Origin of the sequence: Microbacterium sp. P03 (assembly GCF_043556235.1) — a bacterium.
Lineage (GTDB): Bacteria > Actinomycetota > Actinomycetes > Actinomycetales > Microbacteriaceae > Microbacterium.
In genome coordinates this window covers 830,763-849,505 of sequence record NZ_JBIGIM010000001.1, presented here as the reverse complement: position 1 = coordinate 849,505, position 18,743 = coordinate 830,763, and the positions used below count along the sequence as shown (strand labels likewise).

The window sequence follows — 18,743 nt, the reverse complement described above, 5'->3', positions numbered from 1 at the left end:
CCGGCGCAGAATCGTCTGCGCCGCCGCACCGTCCTCAGTCGGCGACGACCGTGGGCTCGAATCCGGCGCGCTCCAGAGTGTCGATCACGTGGGCTCGGTGCTCTTCGCCACGAGTCTCGACGCTCAGCTGCAGCGAGACCTCGCTGATCTGCATCCCCTGACCATGACGCGTGTGCAGCACCTCGATGACGTTCGCACCGGCCTCCGCGAGCAGCTCCGAGACACGCGCCAGCTGGCCGGGCCGATCGGGCAGCGGAATGCGCAGCGACATATAGCGACCGGATGCCGCGAGCCCGTGCGCCACGACGCGCTGGAGCAGGAGCGGGTCGATGTTGCCTCCGGACAGGAGGGCGATCGTCGGGCCGGAAGCGGGGACCTTGCCCGCGAGGATGGCGGCGACGCCGACCGCGCCGGCAGGTTCGACGACCTGCTTCGCCCGCTCGAGCAGTACCAGCAACGCGCGGGCGATGTCGTCCTCACCCACCGTCACCACGTCGTCCACGAGTTCGCGGATGATCTCGAAGGGCACGACGCCCGGCCGCGCCACGGCGATGCCGTCTGCGATCGTCGGACGGGTGGCGACCTGCAGCGGGTGCCCTGCTGCCAGCGAATCAGGATATGCGGCGGAATTCGACGCCTGCACGCCGATGACGCGCACCGTGCGCCCCGTGGCCTCGGCCCGGGCGCGCATCGCGGCGGCGATGCCGGCAGCCAGTCCTCCCCCGCCGATGCTCACCACGACCGTCTCCACCTCGGGGAGATCGTCGAACAGCTCCAAACCGAGGGTGCCCTGTCCCACGACGATGTCGCGATGGTCGAAGGGATGGATGAGCACGGCGCCCGTCCGCTCGGCGAACTCGGCGGCGAGCCGCAGCGGCGTCTCGACGGTCTCGCCCTCGAGGATCACGTCGGCGCCGTATCCCCGGGTCGCCAGCAGCTTGGGCACCGGCACCCCGAGGGGCATGAAGATCGTCGCCGGGATGCCGAGCTTCTGGGCGGCCAGTGCGACCCCCTGGGCGTGGTTGCCCGCCGACGCCGCCACGACGCCTCGCGCCCGCTCCTCCTCGGTGAGGCGCGAGAGCCGGTAGGTGGCCCCGCGGATCTTGAACGAGCCGGTGCGCTGCAGGTTCTCCAGCTTGAGATAGACCGGCACGCCGAGCACCTCGGTCAGGTGCTGGGACTCCTCCAGGGGAGTATGCGAGACGACCCCCTGCAGAGTCGCTCGCGCGTCCTCGAACTCGGCGAGGGTGGGGATCATCACGTGCGTTTTCTCCTCGGGCGGGGCACTTGGTTCCAGATGAGGTCGCCGGAGGGGGGCGGTGCGCCGCCGTGTTCCCAGGAGCGGGTGCTCAGCGAGACCGCGACCACGTTGACGAAAGCCGCCAGCGGAACGGCGAACAGGGCGCCCGGGATGCCGGCGATCATGGCGCCGCCGGCGACGACGAGCACGACCGCGAGGGGGTGCACCTTGACGGCGGAGCCCATCAGGATCGGTTGCAGGATATGGCCCTCGAGCTGCTGCACGCCGAGCACGACGATGAGCATCCACAGCGCCGTCCACGGACCGTTGTAGACGAGCGCGAGGAACACCGCCAGCGTGCCGGTCACCACGGCGCCCACGATCGGGACGAAGGCTCCGAGGAACACGAGCACGGCCACCGGGATGGCCAGCGGCACCCCGAGCAAGAAGGCGCCCAAGCCGATGCCGATCGCGTCGATCGTCGCCACCAGCAGCTGCGTGCGCGCGTACCTGACGACCGTGAGCCATCCGGCGCGTCCCGAACCGTCGGCCGCGGGTCGGGCGGCGCGTGGGAAGAGCTTGAGCGTCCACCGCCAGATGCCGGCGCCGTCGGCCAGGACGCAGATGAGGATGAAGAACGCGAGCACACCGCCGGTCACCGTGTGACCGACGGTGGTGCCGATGGCCAGTGCCCCCGACCAGAGCAGGTCGATCTGCTGCTGCGCGAACTGGCCGATCTGCTGGAGGTAGTCGTTGATCTGAGGAGAGGTGAGGTGGAGGGGCCCGTCGATGAGATACCGGCGGAACCCCGCGATCCCCTCGGATGTCCGCGCCTGCACCGACGGCCACTCTCGGGAGATCTGCCAGACGACCAGCGAGACGAGCCCGCCGACGATGGCGAAGGTACCGAGGAGGGTGATCACGATGGCGAGCCACCGCGGCACCTTGTGCCGCAGCATGAAGGTGAACACGGGCCACACCAGCGCCGTGATGAGGATGGCGACGAGCAGGGGGATGACGAGCAGCTTGAGCTGGATGATCAGCCAGATGGCCAGAGCGATCGCTCCGGCGATGATGAGGATGCGCCACGAATACGCGGTGGCGAGGCGCAGCCCCCGCGGGATCGAGCCCGACATGTCACTGCTCACGACGCGGCGCCGGTCGCGGAGCGCATCGAAGACACTGCCCTTGGGCTCGTCCCGCTGGTCGCTCATCACGCCAGTCTAAGCCGCGCGGGCAGCGCCCCTCCGGAACGGCGGAGGCCGCGCGGGCACTCCGTGTCGTCGCCCCTGATTAGGCTGACGCTCGTGACAGACAGCCTCAGCGCCGCGCAGGCACGGCGTGTGGCGCTGGCCGCCCAGGGCTTCGCGCGGCCGCGTCCGGACGTCGTCGGCACGCGGCAGCTCAACCTCGCGCTCATCCGCATGGGCGCCCTGCAGATCGACTCCGTCAATGTGTTCTCCCGCTCCCACTACATGCCTCTCTTCTCCCGGCTCGGGAGCTACGACACGACGGTGCTCGACCGGCTGCTGTTCGCCCGCAAGGCGCCGTATGTCGAATCATGGGCGCACGTCGCCGCGTTCGTCCCGGCTGCCGACTGGGCACTGTTCCGCTTCCGCATGGACGACGCGCGGACCGCCTACGGCACCGATCCCGACGGATGGTTCGCGCAGCACGCCGACACGGTGGATTGGGTGCGTGCCGAGCTCGGGGTCCGCGGTCCGCTGCGACCCGCGCAGATCGAGCGCGACGCCGTTCAGGGCCGCCGTGGGCCGTGGTGGGACTGGGACGTCGTGAAGCAGGCCCTCGAGTACCTGTGGCGATTCGGCGACGTGGCGATCGCCGGGCGGCACGGCTTCGAGCGGAGGTACGCGCTCGCGGAGCACGTCATACCCGCCGATGTGCTCGCGAATCCCGTGCCGCGCGACGATGCCATCCGCGAACTGATCCGGCGCAGCGCTCGCGCCTACGGTGTGGCCACGGCGTCCGATCTCGCCGACTATTGGCGCATCAAGGATCGGCCACGCGTGATGGCGTCCATCCGCGATCTCGTCGACGCCGGCGAGCTCCGCGAGGTCACCGTCGAAGGCTGGCTGTCGGCCGGGCGTCCGGCCCGCGCCTGGATGCACCGCGACGCCGCCGTTCCTCGCCGGATCGGTGCAACGGCCATCCTGACGCCCTTCGATCCCGTCGTCTGGTTCCGAGACCGCGCGCAGCGCCTCTTCGATTTCGACTACCGCATCGAGATCTACACGCCGGCGCCGCAGCGTCGGTTCGGGTACTACTCGCTGCCCGTGCTGGTGGGCGACGACCTGGTCGGCCGCGTCGATCTGAAGGCCGACCGGGCACAGTCCACCCTGCGCGTGCAGTCTGCCTGGTGGGAGCACGGGCGTCCGACGGATGCCGCGGAGCGCGTCGCGCACGAACTGCGTGTGGCCGCACGCTGGCAGGGGCTGGAGAGCATCGCCGTCTCGCGGTGGGGAGATGCGACCGCCGACCTTGCCGGCGTGCTCACCGAGGCCACGCGCACCGAGCGCGCGCCCGACGTCAGCTGAGACCGTCCACGGTCAGCCCGAGCCACTCTGCGAGATCCCGCACCTGGGCGCGCACCGCGTCGGACACCTCCGTGCTGAACGTCTCGTCTTCGTGGATGGCGTGCACCCGCAGCATCCCTGCCTTGTGGTCGGCTTTCGCGTCGAGCTTTCCGACGAATCGATCGCCGTACAGGATCGGCAGAGCGAAGTAGCCCCAGCGCCGTTTCACCGCCGGCTTGTACATCTCGAGCACGTACTCGTAGCCGAAGATCTCGGCGAGTCGATCCCGGTCGAACACGAGACGGTCGAGCGGAGAGAGCAGCGCTGCGCGACCGACGAACCCGTCGAGCGCGTCGAGCGCCTCCCCGTCGACGCGCCAAAGCCCGGATACCCCGTCGACCACCGCCGATTCCCCCGTGGGACCGACGTCGATCGGTTCGAACGGCTGCGCGATCGACCTCTCCCGCGCGATGCCCAGCGCGCCCAGCCTGCGTTCCCTGCGCTCGCGCGCGGCGTCTTCAGGCGACACGTCCGGCTGATCCGGCGGGTACACGCGCTCGGCGAGGTCGAAAAGCCGCCCCTTGCCGTCGCGACCCGAGACCGCCACCACGCCCATGCCGACCAGGATCTCCAGCATCTGCTGCGCGTTGCGGTTGTCGGTCCACCCCGAAGACGTCCACGACACCTGCGCGGTGTCGGGGATCTGTGCGGCGTGGGCCGGGCCGTCCGCGCGCAGTCGGTCCAGCACGTCCCGACGAAACCCCTCATTCGCCGCGAGCCACGCGCGCGACTTCTCATCCGACGGACGGCCCGCCATCTGCGCGCGCAGCAGCGGCAGATCCGACGTGAGCCGGTAGAACCCGCCCCACTCGAAGATGTCGCGATCCACTTCGGCGGCGCGCACGAGATCTGCGTGCTGATAGGGCCACCCGAGCCTGCTCCACAGGATGTGGTCCGCGCTCGGCGCGATGGCCGCCGTGGGGTCGATCGGCAGAGCGGTGAGGCCGTAGACGGTCTCGACGATCCCACCCGGACGCTCCGCCGCCAGCAGCTGCGCCGTCACCGCGAGTCTTCTCGCCTGCGCTCGCGTCAGCTCGTGCACCATCGCTAGAACGTCCCGCCCATCTTCTCCAGTCGGGCGATCCGGTCGGGCAGCGGCGGATGCGTGGCGAACATCCGCGCGAGCGCGTTCGGGCGCAGTGGATCGACGATCCACAGATGCGCCATCGAGGTGTTCGACTTCTGCAGCGGCGAACCGTATTCGGCGAGCTTGCCGAGCGCGGACGCCAGGCCGTCGGGGTCGCGCGTCGTCATCGCGCTCGTGGCATCGGCGAGGTACTCGCGCTGACGCGAGATCGCCGCCTGGACGGCACCGGCGAGCAGTGGGGCGATGACCGCGGCGACGAGTCCGAAGACGAGGAAGATCACCTGCGCCTGCCCGTTGCCGCTGTTTCCGCGTCCGCGGAGGCCACCGAAGAACGCCATCCGCATCATCAGGTCGGCGAGGATGCCGACGGCGACGACGAGACCGAAGACGATGAGGGACACGCGGATGTCATAGTTGCGGATGTGCCCGAGTTCGTGGCCGAGCACACCTTCGAGCTCTCGGTCGGTCATCAGCTCGAACAGGCCCGTCGTCACCGTGATGGACGCCTCTTCCGGCCTCCGCCCCGTGGCGAAGGCGTTCGGTGCCGGGTCCTCCACGACGTAGAGTCTCGGCATCGGTGTCCCCGTCGCGATGCAGAGGTTCTCGACCAGACGGTGGTAGCGCGGGGCTTCGGTCTGCGACACCGCGACCGCCCCGGACAGCGCCAGTGCCTGCCGGTCCGCGGTGAAGTACTGCACCGTCGCGTAGCCGCCGGCGAACACGAGGATGACAGCGGTGACCCACCAGTTGTTCCCGGCCAACCAGCCGGCGACGACGCCGATCGCACCGAGGAACGCGACGAAGCCGATCAGGATGAACCAGGTGTTGCGCTTGTTGCGCGCGATGGCGCGGTACACGGCGGGTCCGGATCAGGGGCGGCGGGACGCGCTCAGAACTGAACGCGCGGCGGCTCGGAGATGGCAGCCCCGTCGACCACCTCGAAGAACTCGCGCTCGTGGAAGCCGAGATTCCGCGCGAAGAGGTTGTTCGGAAAGACCTTGATCTTCGTGTTGAGCTCGCGCACTCCCCCGTTGTAGAAGCGGCGGGACGCCTGGATCTTGTCCTCGGTGTCGACGATCGACTGCTGGAGCTGAAGGAAGTTCTGGCTCGCCTGCAGCTGCGGGTACGCCTCGGCGACCGCGAAGATCGACCTCAGCGCCTGCTGCATGTGGCCTTCCGCCACTCCGGCATCGGCAGGGCTCGACACCGACAGCGTCTCGGCGCGCGCTCGGGTCACGTTCTCGAAGACCGCCTTCTCGTGCGCGGCATAGCCCTTCACCGCCTCGATGAGGTTCGGAAGAAGATCCGCGCGACGCTTGAGCTGCACGGTGATGTCACTCCACGCCTCATCGACGCGGACGTTCAGCTGGACGAGCGAGTTGTACGTAGCCCACAAATAAATGCCGACGATCACGACGAGTGCGACGACGATCAGGACCGGGATCAGCCATTCCCACATACGGTGCGACTCCGTTCACGATGAAGTTTCATCCTCGCACACGCATGTGGAGCGGCTGAGGTGACAGCGGCGACTCTCAGCCGTTACTCACCGAGCACCCGGTCGAGATAACGGTTCCGGAAGACGCGCTCGGGGTCGAGCCGGTCGCGCACCGCCAGGAAATCATCGAAACGCGGATACTGCGCCCGCAGGCTCGCCGCATCCTGACCATGGATCTTCCCCCAGTGCGGGCGCCCGCCGTATTCCCGCATGATCTGCTCGACCGCCTCGAAGTACTCGGTCGGGTCTTCACGCCAATATCGGTGCACGGCGATGTAGCCCGTCGCCCGACCGTGCGCGGTGGACAGCCAGAGGTCGTCGGCCCGCGCGAAACGCACCTCGATCGGAAACGAGATGCGCCAGCCGCGCTCGGCGATCAGCGCCCGGACGGCCTCGAATGCGGGCCGCACATCCTCGGCCGGGAGTGCGTATTCCATCTCACGGAAGCGCACCGTGCGGCTCTGCGTCAGGACCGCGGTCGAGGCATCCGTGTACTCGCGGTCTCCCGTCAATGTGACGGCGACGCGGGAGAACGACGGGATGACGGCCGGGAGGGCGGTGCCGATCGCGCACACCACGCGGTAGACCCCGTTGGACAGCAGTGTCTCGTCCACCCACTTGCCGACCCTCGGCAGGGGCCGTCGCATCGCGTCTCCGGCGAGGCGGGTGTGGGTCTTCGTGAGAGCGACGTCCGTGTGCGGGAACCAGTAGAACTCGAAGTGATCGGATGCCGCGACCCGGGCATCGAGCGTTTCCAGCAGTTCATCCACGGGCTCGGGATGCTCGACCGCGCTCATCATGAATGCCGGAACGCACTGCACGGTCACATCCACCAGGATGCCCAGAGCGCCGAGTCCGAGGGCCACCGCCGGGAGCAGGTCGGCGTTCTCGGTCTCGTCCACCGTGAGCAGCTCGCCGTCGCCGGTCACGAGTGTCGCGCCCACGATCTGCGTCGCGATCCCGCCGAACGCGGCACCTGTACCGTGCGTGCCCGTGGAGATGGCGCCCGCGATCGACTGACGATCGATGTCGCCGAGGTTCTCCATCGCGAGACCGTGGGGCGCGAGCAGTCCGGGGATGCGATGAAGACGCGTGCCGGCCCGCAGCCGCACGCGGGAGCGGGCGGTATCGACGGCGACCACGCCGGAGAGGTCGGTCAGGTCGAGCAGAAGCCCCGGCGCGACCGCGATGCCGGTGAAACTGTGTCCCGCGCCCACCGCCTTCACGTGCATCCCCCGGCTTATCGCGGCGCGCACGGCTCGCTGGACGGCTTCGGGCGTCGTCGGGAATTCGACGCGCTGCGGCCGGACCCGAGCGGTCCTCCCCCAGTTCCGCCACTCGCCACCCGGGCGGGTCACAGGAACGCCTTCCCCTCGCCGCGATACGTGGGCACGGTGCCGACGTGACGCTCCCCGCGCACGAGCTGGTAGCTCTCGACCCGCTCGGCCAGTTCGCCGCTCTTGGAATGCCGGAACCATACGCGATCCCCGATCGACAGCCCTCGCGCCGATTCCCCCTGGAGAGGCGTCTGCACCTCACCGGCGCCCTCGCGTGCGAGGGTCTTGAGCCCAGGCGGCCACACCGGCGACGGCTGACGCGAGGCCACCGGCGGCCCGGAGGCGATCCACCCCCCGCCGAGCACCGTCGCGATGTCGGCGGCGGGCTTGCGCACCACTTCGAGGCTGAACGCCGCCGCCGGCGCGGGCGCGAAACCCCGATAGCCGTTGAACAGATGCCCGGCGAGGAGGCCGCTCCCCGCCGTGACCTCCGTGACCGACTGATCCGACGCGGTGTACTCGAGCGATCCCGTGCCGCCGCCGTTCACGAATTCGAGCGGCGCGATGCCGCGCAGCGCGGCCACGATGGCCCCGCGGCGGTCGAGGAGCTCTGCAGACGACCGCCGCTGCATCCAGCGCACCATCGCGTCACCCGAACCCGTGGCATCCCCCTGACCGGCGATCTGAGCTTCGTACATCATCAATCCGACGAGGGTGAACCCCGGTCGTGCGACGATCGCCCGCGCCAGCGTGGCCACCTCGGACGGGTCGTGCACGGGCGATCGGCGCACCCCGATGTGTCCGAGGCCCGGGGCCCGCCACGACGCGTCGGCATCGATCGCCACACGGATGCGGGGGCGCGCCGCGGGGCTCACGACGTCGTCGAGCAGGTCGAGCTGGGCCAGGTCGTCGACCATGAGGGTCACGCGGGCAGCCGCCTGCTCGTCTTCGGCCAGAGCCGCGAGGGCGGCGCGGTCGGCCGTGGGATACCCGAGCACGACGTCGTGATGCCAGCGTGCCAGCCAGAGCGCCTCGGGAAGGGTGAAGGCCAGGATGCCTCGGTAGCCGGCGACCGCGAGGGTCGCATCGACGATCGATCGCACCCGCACCGACTTGCTCGCGACGCGGATCGGCACACCGCTCGCGCGCACCACCAGGTCGAGCGCGTTGAATCGCAGCGCGTCGAGGTTGACCGCGGCGACGGGCCCCGAGACCTCGGCGATCGCCCGGGTCATCCCCGCCCAGTAGAGAGCCGGCGACGTCCACGGCTCGAGCGAGCCCGTGCCGGACGAGGAGAGGAGGTCGAGGCTCATCGGGCCCACCGTGCGACAGCACACATGCGCATCAGCCTACGTGCTGGACGCACGACGCCCGGGCAGCCGGACGGTGGTGCCCCCGCCGGGACTCGAACCCGGACTGAAGCGATTTTAAGTCGCCTGCCTCTGCCATTGGGCTACGGGGGCGACGCCCTTCCCGACTCCGCGCGCCGTCACGTCGCAGCGGCGGCCTTCGACGGCTCGGGCTGCTCGGCAGTCTCCGCCGGAGACGGCACCTTGGGCGACGCCGGAGCAGCCGGAGCGGCCTCGACCGGCTGCGGCGGACGCGGACGGGCGGCGAACTCCTCGAACACGTAGCGGGGGTTCTGCACGGTCTCGAGGTTCACCAGGTCGCGGCCCAGCCACAGGTTGTTCCACCAGCCCCACACCACGCGGAACTTGCGCTCCCACGACGGCATGGCGAGGCCGTGGTACCCGCGGTGCGCGAGCCAGGCGATGAATCCCTTGAGGGCGATCTTGCCCGACTGGAACACCCCGTTGTACAGGCCCAGGCCGGCGACCGCGCCGAGGTTCTTGTGGTAGTAGTCCTTCGGCACCTCGCCACGCAGGACGGCCGTGACGTTCTTGGCCATCAGCTTCGCCTGGCGCACGGCGTGCTGCGCGTTCGGAACGCAGAACCCGCCGACGCCGCCGCCCGTGAGGTCGGGCACCGCGGCGACGTCGCCGGCCGCCCAGGCACCCTCGACGAACTCCTCGGGCGTTCCCACGCGGAGGTCGGCGCGAGCGCGGATGCGTCCGCGCTCCTCGACCGGCAGGTCGCCGCCGCGAACGACCGTCGGGTTCGCCATGACACCCGCGGTCCAGACGATGAGGTCGGTGGGGATGCTCTCACCGGTGGACAACTCGACGTTGCCGTCGACGGCACTCGTGAGCTGGGTGTCGAGGTGCACGTTCGCGCCACGCTTCGCGAGGTCCTTCAGCACCCATTCGCTCGTCGGGAGCGAGACCTCGGGCATGATGCGGCCCATCGCCTCGATGAGGTGGAAGTGGGTGTCATCGAAGCTCAGCTCGGGGTACTTCTTCAACAGCGCGGAAGCGAAGTTGCGCAGCTCGGCGAACACCTCGATACCGGCGAACCCACCGCCGACCACGACGACCGTCAGCAGGCGGTCGCGCTCCGGCCCCGGGGGGATCGTCGTGGCGCGATCGAAGTTCGACATGAGGCGGTCGCGGATCGCGACGGCCTCTTCGATGGTCTTGAGGCCGATGGCGTTGTCGGCGATGCCGGGGATCGGGAAGGTGCGCGACACGGCGCCGGCGGTGACGACGATCTGGTCGTACTGCTCCTGCCACGGCTCGCCCTCGTTGGGCGTGATGGTCGCGGTCTTGTGGGCGTGGTCGATGTTGGTGACCTTGGCCGCCAGCACGCGGGTGCGCTTGAGGTGACGACGGGTCGCGACGACGGCGTGGCGGGCCTCGATCGAACCGGCGGCGACCTCGGGCAGGAAGGGCTGGTAGGTCATGTAGGGAAGCGGGTCGACGATCGTGACCTCGGCTTCGCCCTTCCGCAGCTGCTTCTCGAGCTTCCACGCGGTGTAGAAACCGGCGTAGCCACCACCGACCACGAGAATCTTGGGCACGGATGTGCTGACGGTGCTGCTCACGATGGGGGGTCTCCTAGCGGATCAACTGCTCGACGCACGGGAGGCGCGCGACGATCGGATGCGTCGGACAGCTGCGGTGACGCCGAGCGCCACCAGTATACCGCTGAGGGTCACGCCGATCAGCGGAAGACTGCCGTAGAGAAGCGTATCGCCGGTGGGCAGCAGCGGATTCGTCTGACGGCTCGGCTCGTCCGCGCGCGGCAACGGCGGAATCGTCACTTCGGCGGTCGGCGCGGGCGCGGGTTCCACCGCCGCCCGTCGGTACAGCGTGATCCAGTCGGCAAGGCTCCCCATCGGATTGACCGAGACGGGCGCGATGCTCGAGGTGACGGCGGCCGCGGCATCCACCAGTCCGTACCCGTACAGCGGTCCCGGCACCGAGACCGCCTGCGCGGCCGGACGGGCGGTGCGGATGATGCGGTTGATGACACTCGCGGCGTTGAGCTCGGGGTGCGCCGACCTCACCAGCGCGGCGATGCCGGCCACGATGGGCGCAGCCCCGCTCGTGCCGCTCCATTGCACGACCTGTCCGTCCGGGGACACCCCCAGCAGATTCTCGCTCGGAGCCGATACCCCGATCGTGATGCCCTGGGTGGACGCCTCGACGCTGGCTCGCCCCTGCGGATCCACGCCCGCCACGGTGAGCACCCCGGGGATGGTCGCCGGCGCGCCGACCTTGGTGGTGCCGCTGCCGCGGTTGCCGGCTGCCACCACGATGACCACGTCCTGGTCGAAGGCGTACTCGAATGCGCCGTCCCAGCTTTCGTCCCAATCGGGCGTGTTGGTGGTGAAGGACAGGTTGATCACGTCCGCGCCGTTGTCGACCGACCACCGCACGGCCTCGGCGACCTGGTCGACGAACGACACGTTCGCCGACGTGCCGAAGCCGACGGAGATCGACAGCAGTTCGGCCTCGGGCGCCACGCCGATCATCCCGGTATCCGCCCCGGTGCCGCGCGCGGCCGCCAGAGACCCCACCCAGCTGCCGTGGTTGGCGTCGATGACGCCCACGGGTGTCCGACCGTCCGGTGTGCCGGCGCCCGAGACGTCCGTGCCGTCGACGACGGCCCCGGCGAACTCGACCGGCCCCTTGCCGATGCCCGTGTCGATGATGGCGATCCGGATGCCGGCACCCTTGGTCGTCTCCCAGGCCTTGCGGATGCCGTAGTCGTCCAGCCAGTACTCGGCGGCCCTGGTCGGATCGGCGCGCGGTGTGGGCGCGGGAGTGGGCTGCGGAGCGGCTGCCGCTTCGATCGCATCCGACGCCGCCGCAGTCGGCGACGGCGTGCTCGGCGATGCCGGCGCGCCCGGCCATGATGCGAGTGCGGCTCCGGGCACCGAGGCGACACCGAGGACGGCCGCGAGAACGAGGGCCGCCGCGACCCGATGCGTCATCCGGGTCCCCCGGGGACGGCGCAGACGCACCGGGTGGGCGACCACGACGACAGTTCCAGAGCGCGGTCACCGATCGGATTCACGCCGGGACCTGCCGCCAGCGCATGGCCGGCGAGGGCATGCAGACACTTGACCCGCGTCGGCATGCCGCCCGCCGAGATACCGGCGATCTCCGCCACATCGCCGTACGCCGCCCGGTCGCGGAGGTACGCCTCATGTGCGCTGCGGTACTCGGTCGCGACGTCGGCGTCGTCGGACAGGAGGGCCGTGAGATCGGTCATCACGTGCTCGGCTTCGAGAGTGGACATCGCCGAGGTCGCGGCCGGGTGCGTGAGGTAGTAGAACGTGGGGAACGGGGTGCCGTCCGGCAGACGTGGGGAGGTCGCCACCACCGTCGGGTTCCCGCACACGCAGCGGGCGGCGATGCCGATCACCCCCCGCGCGGGCCGTCCCAGTTGAGCGCGCAGCACGGCGAGGTCATCGTCGGTCACGGGCGGAAACGGCGGGGTGGTCACCCTTCCAGATTACCGGGGCCGAGTGAATCGACGCGGGGCTGCGGAGGTGCGGCCCCTCAGGGTGACGGCCCGCTCGAGGGTGCCGGATCGGGCACACCGATCGTCGGCGTGGTCGCGCTCTGGGCGAGGCCCGCCTCGGTCACCGACCGGACGAGCTGCGTCATCCAATCAGTGGGGGTCTGCGCCACGTCGGCGCTGACATCCGCCTGCTCCTGCGGAGCCTGCGCCGCAGTGAGATCGTCGATCACGAGGTAGAAGACTTCGCCGGGCTTGGTGTAGTACAGCCGCTCCCGCGCCTGTGTGTTGATGTACGCGGGGTCACGCGAGCGGTCGCGTTGCGCCTCGAGGTCGGCGACCTGGTCCGTCGTGAGCGTCACCGCCTCTTCCATCGCGGCGATCTGCTGCCGCTGATCGACATAGGTGCCGATCGTGGGCACGAGCACGAAGGCGGCGAGCACCACGAGGCCCATCATGATCACCATGAAGCCGGACAGGCGGATTCCGCCGAGCCACTCGCGCACGTCCACCGAGCGCCTGGCCGCCGGGTCGCGCGTGCGCCGGGACGTCGCGCCGGCGCGGGCGCCAGAAGGGGGAGCCGTCTTGGCTGCCACGGCTCCCCCTCCTTACGATGCGCGCGTTACGCGCCTAGCCCTTGTACCTCGGGAATGCCGCGCGGCCGATGAACTCCGCCGCGTCGCCCAGCTCTTCCTCGATACGCAGAAGTTGATTGTATTTCGCGACGCGCTCGCTGCGAGCGGGCGCGCCGCTCTTGATCTGACCCGAGTTGGTGGCGACCACGAGGTCGGCGATCGTGGTGTCCTCGGTCTCGCCCGAGCGGTGCGAGAACATCGACGTGTATCCGGCGCGAGTCGCCATGTCGACGGCATCGAGCGTCTCGGAGAGCGTGCCGATCTGGTTGACCTTGACGAGCAGGGAGTTCGCGACGCCGAGCTCGATGCCCTTCTTGAGCCGCACCGGGTTGGTGACGAACAGGTCGTCCCCGACCAGCTGCGTCTTCGTGCCGAGCTTCTCCGTGAGCGTCTTCCACGCGTCCCAGTCATCCTCGGCCAGCGCGTCCTCGATCGTGACGATCGGGAACGCGTCGACGAGGTCGACGTAGTAGTCGGTCAGCTCGTCCGCCGACCAGTCCTTGCCCTCGAAGCGGTACGTGCCGTTGTCGAAGAACTCGGTGGCGGCGACGTCGAGCCCGAGCGCAATCTGGGTGCCGGGGGTGAAACCGGCCTTCTCGATCGCCTTGACCAGGAAGTCGAGACCCTCGCGGTTGCTCGGGAGATCGGGGGCGAAGCCGCCCTCGTCGCCCAGTCCGGTCGCGTAGCCCGCGGCCTTCAGCTCGCTGTGCAGCACGTGGTAGGTCTGCGCACCCCACTGGAGGGCCTCTGAGAAGCTCGACGCGCCGATCGGCGCGAGGAAGAACTCCTGCATGTCGATGCCGTTGTCGGCGTGGGATCCGCCGTTGATGACGTTGAAGAGCGGGACGGGCAGGACGTGCGCGTTCGGGCCACCGAGGTAGCGGAAGAGGGGGAGGTCGGCGCTGTCGGCCGCCGCCTTGGCGACGGCGAGGCTCACTCCGAGGATGGCGTTCGCGCCCGAACGCGACTTGTTCTCGGTGCCGTCGGTCTCGATCAGGATCTGGTCGACGATGCGCTGCTCGCTGGCCTCGACACCCTCGAGGGCGGGTCCGAGCTCGTCGATGACGGCCGCGACCGCCTTCAGGACGCCTTTTCCGCCGTAGCGGGACTTGTCGCCGTCGCGCAGTTCGTACGCTTCGAAGGCGCCGGTGGATGCGCCGGAGGGAACCGCGGCACGCTGGACGATTCCGTCGTCCAGGAGCACCTCCACTTCCACGGTCGGGTTGCCGCGCGAATCGAGAATCTCGCGTGCGCCTACTGCCTCGATGAGTGCCACAGGAATGCTCCTTGCTGGTGAAGAGGTGTTGCGGATGGAGCGACGTCGGTCCGTCGGTCAGTCTATCGACGCGCCCGTCACGACCGCGAGACCGATGCCGTCCCAGCCCTTCAGGTCGAGCGTCTGCAGAGCGGTGGCATCGAACCGGGGATCGCGGCCGAGCATCTCGAGCCCGCGCTGCGTGCCGATCACCCCTGATGCCGTCGAGGCCGGGTTGGCGACCTCGCCGGACCGGCCGATGTTGTCGACGACGACGACGGTGCCAGGGCGGCCCAGGCGGGCCGCCCAATCGAGATACACGGTGTTCGACTCCTTGTCGGCGTCGATGAAGACGAAATCGAACGGCTCGGAGCCGTCGAGAGTGGGCAGGACGTCGGCAGCACGCCCGGTCAGGATCGTCACCCTGTCCCCCACACCGGCGCGGTCCAGATTGCGACGGGCGACCTCCGCGTTCTGCGGTTCGGCCTCGATGGTGACGACCTTTCCTCCGTCGGGGAGGGCGCGCGCCATCCAGATGGTCGAGTAGGCGCCGAGCGTCCCGACCTCGAGCACCCGCCGGGCGCCGCTGATGCGCACGAGCAGGTGCAGGAGCTTCCCGTGCACGGGGGCGACCTCGATGGCGGGCATCCCCGCCGCGTGCTGATCTGCGATCGCCGCCTCGAGCGCCTCGTCGCTGCCGATCAGGAGGTTCGTCAGGTAGCCGTCGACGCGTCGCCAGGCCTCCGGTGTCGGAATCGGCTCGCCCATGCCTCCACCCTCACGTGCGCCGTCGCACCGGTCAAGGGTCGGCGCGCGCCCCGTGCCCGGCGAACGGTCGCGACACGCCGCGCGCCCATCACCGAGCGCGGCGCCTCACGGCATGTCGCGACCGTTCGCGCGGCCTTGGACGCGGCCGTGGACGCGACCGGAGAGACCGGCCGTTTGCGCGGTCTCAGGCGCGGCAGAGGCAGCGGCAGAAGTGGCTCCGCCCCGGCGGGCCCGACCGCGGTGAGGCTACGAGCCGAGCACCTTGATGTCGAGCGTCTCCCTCGTCGTGGTGGGGCCGACCATGGCGAACGAGGTGAACCCGTCGCCGGTCGCTCGATCGAGGACGGCCTTGACGTTCTTCGTGCGGCGTTCCAGCCGCACGCGCGTGCCCTCCGCCACCAGCGCCGCCTTGAGCGCGAGCAGATCGCCCAGGGCGACGTCGGCATCGTGGAGGAGGACGACGGATGCCGCGGCATCCGTCTCGGTGCTCTGCAGCAGATCGACCACCCGTTCGAAACCGATCGAGAATCCCACCGCCGGTACGTCCGCCCCGAGGAAACGTCCGATCATGCCGTCGTACCGACCACCGCCACCGAGGGAGTAGGTGACATCGGGGTGGGCGAGTTCGAAGATCGTGCCGGTGTAGTAGCCCATCCCGCGGACGAGGAACGGATCGAACCGCAACGGCGGTCCGTCGGGGGACGCGGTCGGACGCGCGGATGCGACGGCCTCCCCGATGCCGACCAGATCGGAGATGACCTCGTCGGGAACGCCGTCGGGCAGCGCCTTGCGGATCTGTCGCTCGCCGTAGGGGGTGTACTCGAGCGTCTGAGGCCGCACCAGAAACGAACGGAAGGCCTCGACCGCCGCTGTCGTCGCGCCCCGCTCCGCGAGTTCGGCCACCACGCCGTCGGGCCCGATCTTGTCGAGCTTGTCGATCGTGATGAGCACGCTCGGCCGTTCGTCTCGCGTGAAGCCGAACGCGTCGAGCATGGCGTCCAGCGCCCGGCGATCGTTGATGCGCACCGTCGCATCCGAAAGCCCGAGCGCATCGACGGCGTCCAGGGTGGCGACGATCAGTTCGGCCTCGGCGCGGATGGACGCATCGCCGATGATGTCGATGTCGCACTGGACGAACTGTCGGTAGCGCCCCTTCTGCGGCCGCTCGGCCCGCCACACCGGTGCCGCCTGGATCGCCCGGAAGACGGTGGGCAGCTCGCTGCGGTGGGTCGCATAGAACCGGGCGAGGGGCACGGTCAGGTCGTACCGCAGGCCGAGGTCGGCGAGCGCCGCGGTGTCGTCGGATGCCGCGCGGATCGCCTCGGCGTCGAGACCGCGCTTGAGGACGTTGTAGGCGAGCTTCTCGTTGTCGCCGCCGAGCCCGGAGTGCAGCCGGGCGTAATCCTCCAGGACGGGCGTCTCGATCTCGTCGAAGCCGTGCGCCCGATAGCGCTCACGGATCACGGCGAGGACGCGCTCGCGGCGGGCCTTCTCGGCGGGGAGGAAGTCGCGCATGCCGCGCGGCGGGTTCACGGATGCCACGTCCCCATTGTTCCAGGTGGCGCGAGGTCAGCCCACCTCGGCGTCACGGATCTGCCGGTCCAGGGTGCGCAGACGCTCGCGGAGCGCCCGCTCGGCGTCCCACCCGCGAGCGCGCGCCTGCGCCACGAGGGCGAGGAGCGCATCGCCGAGCTCAGCCTCGTCGCGCGGCGCGACTCCGTTCGGCGCGACGGCGTCGGGCGGAGCGCCGTCGGGCAGCGCGTCGACCTGGCGCGCCTTGCCGAGCATCTTCTGCGCGAGCGCCAGAGACGGCATGTGCGTCGACACGCCGTCGAGCACACTCGTGCGCTGATGCTTCTCCGCGGACTTCGCCGCGTTCCACAGGACGAGCACCTGATCAGGCGTCTCGGCGATCTCTCCGGCGAAGACGTGCGGATGCCGGCGGATCATCTTCTCGGTGAGCCCGCGGGCCACATCGTCGATGTCGAACGGGTCGTCGCCGTCGCGGGAGGCGATCTCGGCGTGGAACAGCACCTGCCACAGCAGGTCGCCCAGTTCTTCGCGCAGTTCCGCTCGGTCGCCCGTCTCGACCGCGTCGACCAGCTCGCTGCTCTCCTCGATCAGGTAGGGGACGAGCTCGCGATGGTCGATCTGCTGCGTCCACACACAGCGATCGCGCACCGCGCGCATCGTCTCGGCGGCTTCCCGCAACGCGTCCGGTCGCCGGTCGGCGTGCGCGTCCTCGTGATCCTGCGTCATGCCGGCACCGGCACATCCGTCGGCTGAGTGCTGCGGCGATGGTGGCGGGCCCGCCACGACACCAGCACCGCCGCGAGGGCGAGAGAGATGAGGGATCCGCCGAGCACGCCCAGAATCGCCTCATCGCGCACGGCCGCGCTATCTGCGAACGCGAGATTCGCCAGCAGGAGCGACACCGTGAATCCGATGCCGCCCAGGGCGCCCGCGGCCAGCAGATCGGCGAAGGCGATCTTCGGGTGGCCGCCGCTTCCGAAGCGCTGAGCCAGCCAGCCCGCCCCGGCGATGCCGATGATCTTCCCCACCGGAAGGGCGATCAGGATCCCCCAGAAGGCGGGCGAGAGCTCGCCGATACCGAGAGACGGGATCACGACCAGCGCCGCGGTGAAGGCGAAGACCGGCAGCACGATCGCGTTCACCCACGGCTCGATGGCGTGTCGCACGCGCAGCGCCGGGCTCTGCGACATCGCGAGGCCCAGGACGACACCCGCGATCGTCGCGTGCACCCCCGATCCGAGCACGAGCACCCACGTGAGGACGGCGAGCACGACCATGAGCGAGATCACGAGCGGACGCCCGCGCGTGTCGAGATTGCGACTCAGGACGGCGAACGCGATGACCGCCACAAGCGCTCCCACCAGCATCCACACGTTCACATCCGTGGCGAAGAGCACCGCGATGAAGACGATGCCGACGATGTCGTCGAGGATCGCGAGCGCGAGGAGGAACACGCGCACCGCAGAGGGGAGGCCGCGGCCGAAGACCGCGAGCACTCCGAGGGCGAACGCGATGTCGGTCGCGGTGGGGATCGGCCAGCCTTCGGCCACATCGGTCCCTGCAGTGAACGCGAGGTACACCGCGATGGGCACGATCACCCCGCCCGCCGCGGCGATGGCCGGCTGCACGGCGCGGCTGAAGCTGCGCAGCTCTCCCCGCGTCAGCTCGAACTGCAGCTCGACCGACACGACGAAGAAGAAGATCACCAGCAGGCCATCCGACACCCAGTGCGCGAGCGACAGATCGATGATCGACCCCGGCACGCCCAGATGGGCGTGGGAGACATCGATGACGGCCGCACCGATCGGACTGTTGGCCACCGCCAGGCCGACCACGGCGGCGAGCAGCAGCAGTATCGCGGGGAATCGTGCGGAGCGCAGCAGGGACATGGAACCTTTCCGGCGGGGCATGACGCCCGATCCAGACGGCGACGATCGCCGACGCCGACCAGACTTCCCGGCACTCCGCCGTCCATGTTACCGAGCGTCAC

At 69.7% G+C, this 18,743-nt stretch carries 17 protein-coding genes and 1 tRNA gene; 1 reads left to right on the top strand and 17 read right to left on the bottom strand.

The features are described 5' to 3' along the window. Nucleotides 1-34 precede the first annotated feature (34 nt). Both ilvA and ACFXOO_RS04060 read right to left on the bottom strand, forming a co-directional pair. Nucleotides 35-1,258 (bottom strand): threonine ammonia-lyase, encoded by a 1,224-nt coding sequence (gene ilvA, locus ACFXOO_RS04065; protein ID WP_378851344.1) that lies wholly within the window; start codon nt 1,256-1,258, stop codon nt 35-37. After that, nucleotides 1,258-2,454, bottom strand: coding sequence for an AI-2E family transporter (locus tag ACFXOO_RS04060; protein ID WP_394562842.1), 1,197 nt, complete (start codon nt 2,452-2,454; stop codon nt 1,258-1,260). Before ACFXOO_RS04060 ends, ilvA begins: the two co-directional genes overlap by 1 nt. A gap of 93 nt (nt 2,455-2,547) precedes the next feature. Here ACFXOO_RS04060 and ACFXOO_RS04055 point away from each other — a divergent pair, with 93 nt between their 5' ends. Beyond that, nucleotides 2,548-3,795 (top strand): winged helix-turn-helix domain-containing protein, encoded by a 1,248-nt coding sequence (locus ACFXOO_RS04055; RefSeq protein WP_394562841.1) that lies wholly within the window; start codon nt 2,548-2,550, stop codon nt 3,793-3,795. Here ACFXOO_RS04055 and ACFXOO_RS04050 read toward each other — a convergent pair. From ACFXOO_RS04050 to nhaA, 15 genes are all read right to left on the bottom strand, one after another. Beyond that, nucleotides 3,788-4,879 (bottom strand): DNA glycosylase AlkZ-like family protein, encoded by a 1,092-nt coding sequence (locus tag ACFXOO_RS04050; RefSeq protein WP_394562840.1) that lies wholly within the window; start codon nt 4,877-4,879, stop codon nt 3,788-3,790. The genes ACFXOO_RS04055 and ACFXOO_RS04050 overlap by 8 nt on opposite strands. A gap of 2 nt (nt 4,880-4,881) precedes the next feature. Next, on the bottom strand, nt 4,882-5,778 hold the full coding sequence (locus ACFXOO_RS04045; protein ID WP_394562839.1) for a M48 family metalloprotease: 897 nt from the start codon (nt 5,776-5,778) through the stop codon (nt 4,882-4,884). A 32-nt stretch (nt 5,779-5,810) separates the two neighbouring features. Next, nucleotides 5,811-6,380, bottom strand: a complete 570-nt coding sequence (locus ACFXOO_RS04040) for a LemA family protein (RefSeq protein ID WP_378838310.1) — start codon at nt 6,378-6,380, stop codon at nt 5,811-5,813. An 83-nt stretch (nt 6,381-6,463) separates the two neighbouring features. Continuing rightward, complete coding sequence (locus ACFXOO_RS04035; protein WP_394562838.1) at nt 6,464-7,777, bottom strand: D-arabinono-1,4-lactone oxidase; 1,314 nt, start codon at nt 7,775-7,777, stop codon at nt 6,464-6,466. Next, nucleotides 7,774-9,009 carry an alanine racemase gene (locus ACFXOO_RS04030; RefSeq protein ID WP_394562837.1) on the bottom strand — a complete coding sequence of 412 codons (1,236 nt, stop codon included), beginning with the start codon at nt 9,007-9,009 and terminating at the stop codon, nt 7,774-7,776. The genes ACFXOO_RS04035 and ACFXOO_RS04030 overlap by 4 nt, the downstream gene beginning before the upstream one ends. A gap of 74 nt (nt 9,010-9,083) precedes the next feature. Next, nucleotides 9,084-9,159 (bottom strand) — tRNA-Leu (locus ACFXOO_RS04025). A gap of 26 nt (nt 9,160-9,185) precedes the next feature. After that, nucleotides 9,186-10,613 (bottom strand): NAD(P)/FAD-dependent oxidoreductase, encoded by a 1,428-nt coding sequence (locus ACFXOO_RS04020; RefSeq protein WP_394563197.1) that lies wholly within the window; start codon nt 10,611-10,613, stop codon nt 9,186-9,188. 45 nt (nt 10,614-10,658) lie between these two features. Beyond that, nucleotides 10,659-12,032: a S8 family serine peptidase gene (locus tag ACFXOO_RS04015; protein WP_378851258.1), complete on the bottom strand. Its 1,374-nt coding sequence runs from the start codon at nt 12,030-12,032 to the stop codon at nt 10,659-10,661. Continuing rightward, nucleotides 12,029-12,547 carry a DUF501 domain-containing protein gene (locus ACFXOO_RS04010; protein WP_378851261.1) on the bottom strand — a complete coding sequence of 173 codons (519 nt, stop codon included), beginning with the start codon at nt 12,545-12,547 and terminating at the stop codon, nt 12,029-12,031. The genes ACFXOO_RS04015 and ACFXOO_RS04010 overlap by 4 nt, the downstream gene beginning before the upstream one ends. A 56-nt stretch (nt 12,548-12,603) precedes the next feature. Further along, on the bottom strand, nt 12,604-13,158 hold the full coding sequence (locus ACFXOO_RS04005) for a septum formation initiator family protein (protein ID WP_394562836.1): 555 nt from the start codon (nt 13,156-13,158) through the stop codon (nt 12,604-12,606). Between the two features lie 34 nt (nt 13,159-13,192). Beyond that, the gene (eno, locus tag ACFXOO_RS04000; protein ID WP_378838295.1) at nt 13,193-14,473 is read right to left on the bottom strand and encodes a phosphopyruvate hydratase; all 1,281 of its coding nucleotides are present in this window, start codon (nt 14,471-14,473) and stop codon (nt 13,193-13,195) included. Nucleotides 14,474-14,530: 57 nt separating this feature from the next. Continuing rightward, nucleotides 14,531-15,220 (bottom strand): O-methyltransferase, encoded by a 690-nt coding sequence (locus ACFXOO_RS03995; protein WP_378838292.1) that lies wholly within the window; start codon nt 15,218-15,220, stop codon nt 14,531-14,533. A 246-nt stretch (nt 15,221-15,466) separates the two neighbouring features. Next, nucleotides 15,467-16,735 carry a histidine--tRNA ligase gene (hisS, locus tag ACFXOO_RS03990; protein ID WP_378838645.1) on the bottom strand — a complete coding sequence of 423 codons (1,269 nt, stop codon included), beginning with the start codon at nt 16,733-16,735 and terminating at the stop codon, nt 15,467-15,469. A gap of 54 nt (nt 16,736-16,789) precedes the next feature. Next, nucleotides 16,790-17,479 (bottom strand): MazG family protein, encoded by a 690-nt coding sequence (locus ACFXOO_RS03985; RefSeq protein WP_378851266.1) that lies wholly within the window; start codon nt 17,477-17,479, stop codon nt 16,790-16,792. Then, complete coding sequence (nhaA, locus tag ACFXOO_RS03980) at nt 17,476-18,642, bottom strand: Na+/H+ antiporter NhaA (RefSeq protein WP_394562835.1); 1,167 nt, start codon at nt 18,640-18,642, stop codon at nt 17,476-17,478. The genes ACFXOO_RS03985 and nhaA overlap by 4 nt, the downstream gene beginning before the upstream one ends. Nucleotides 18,643-18,743: the final 101 nt, after the last annotated feature.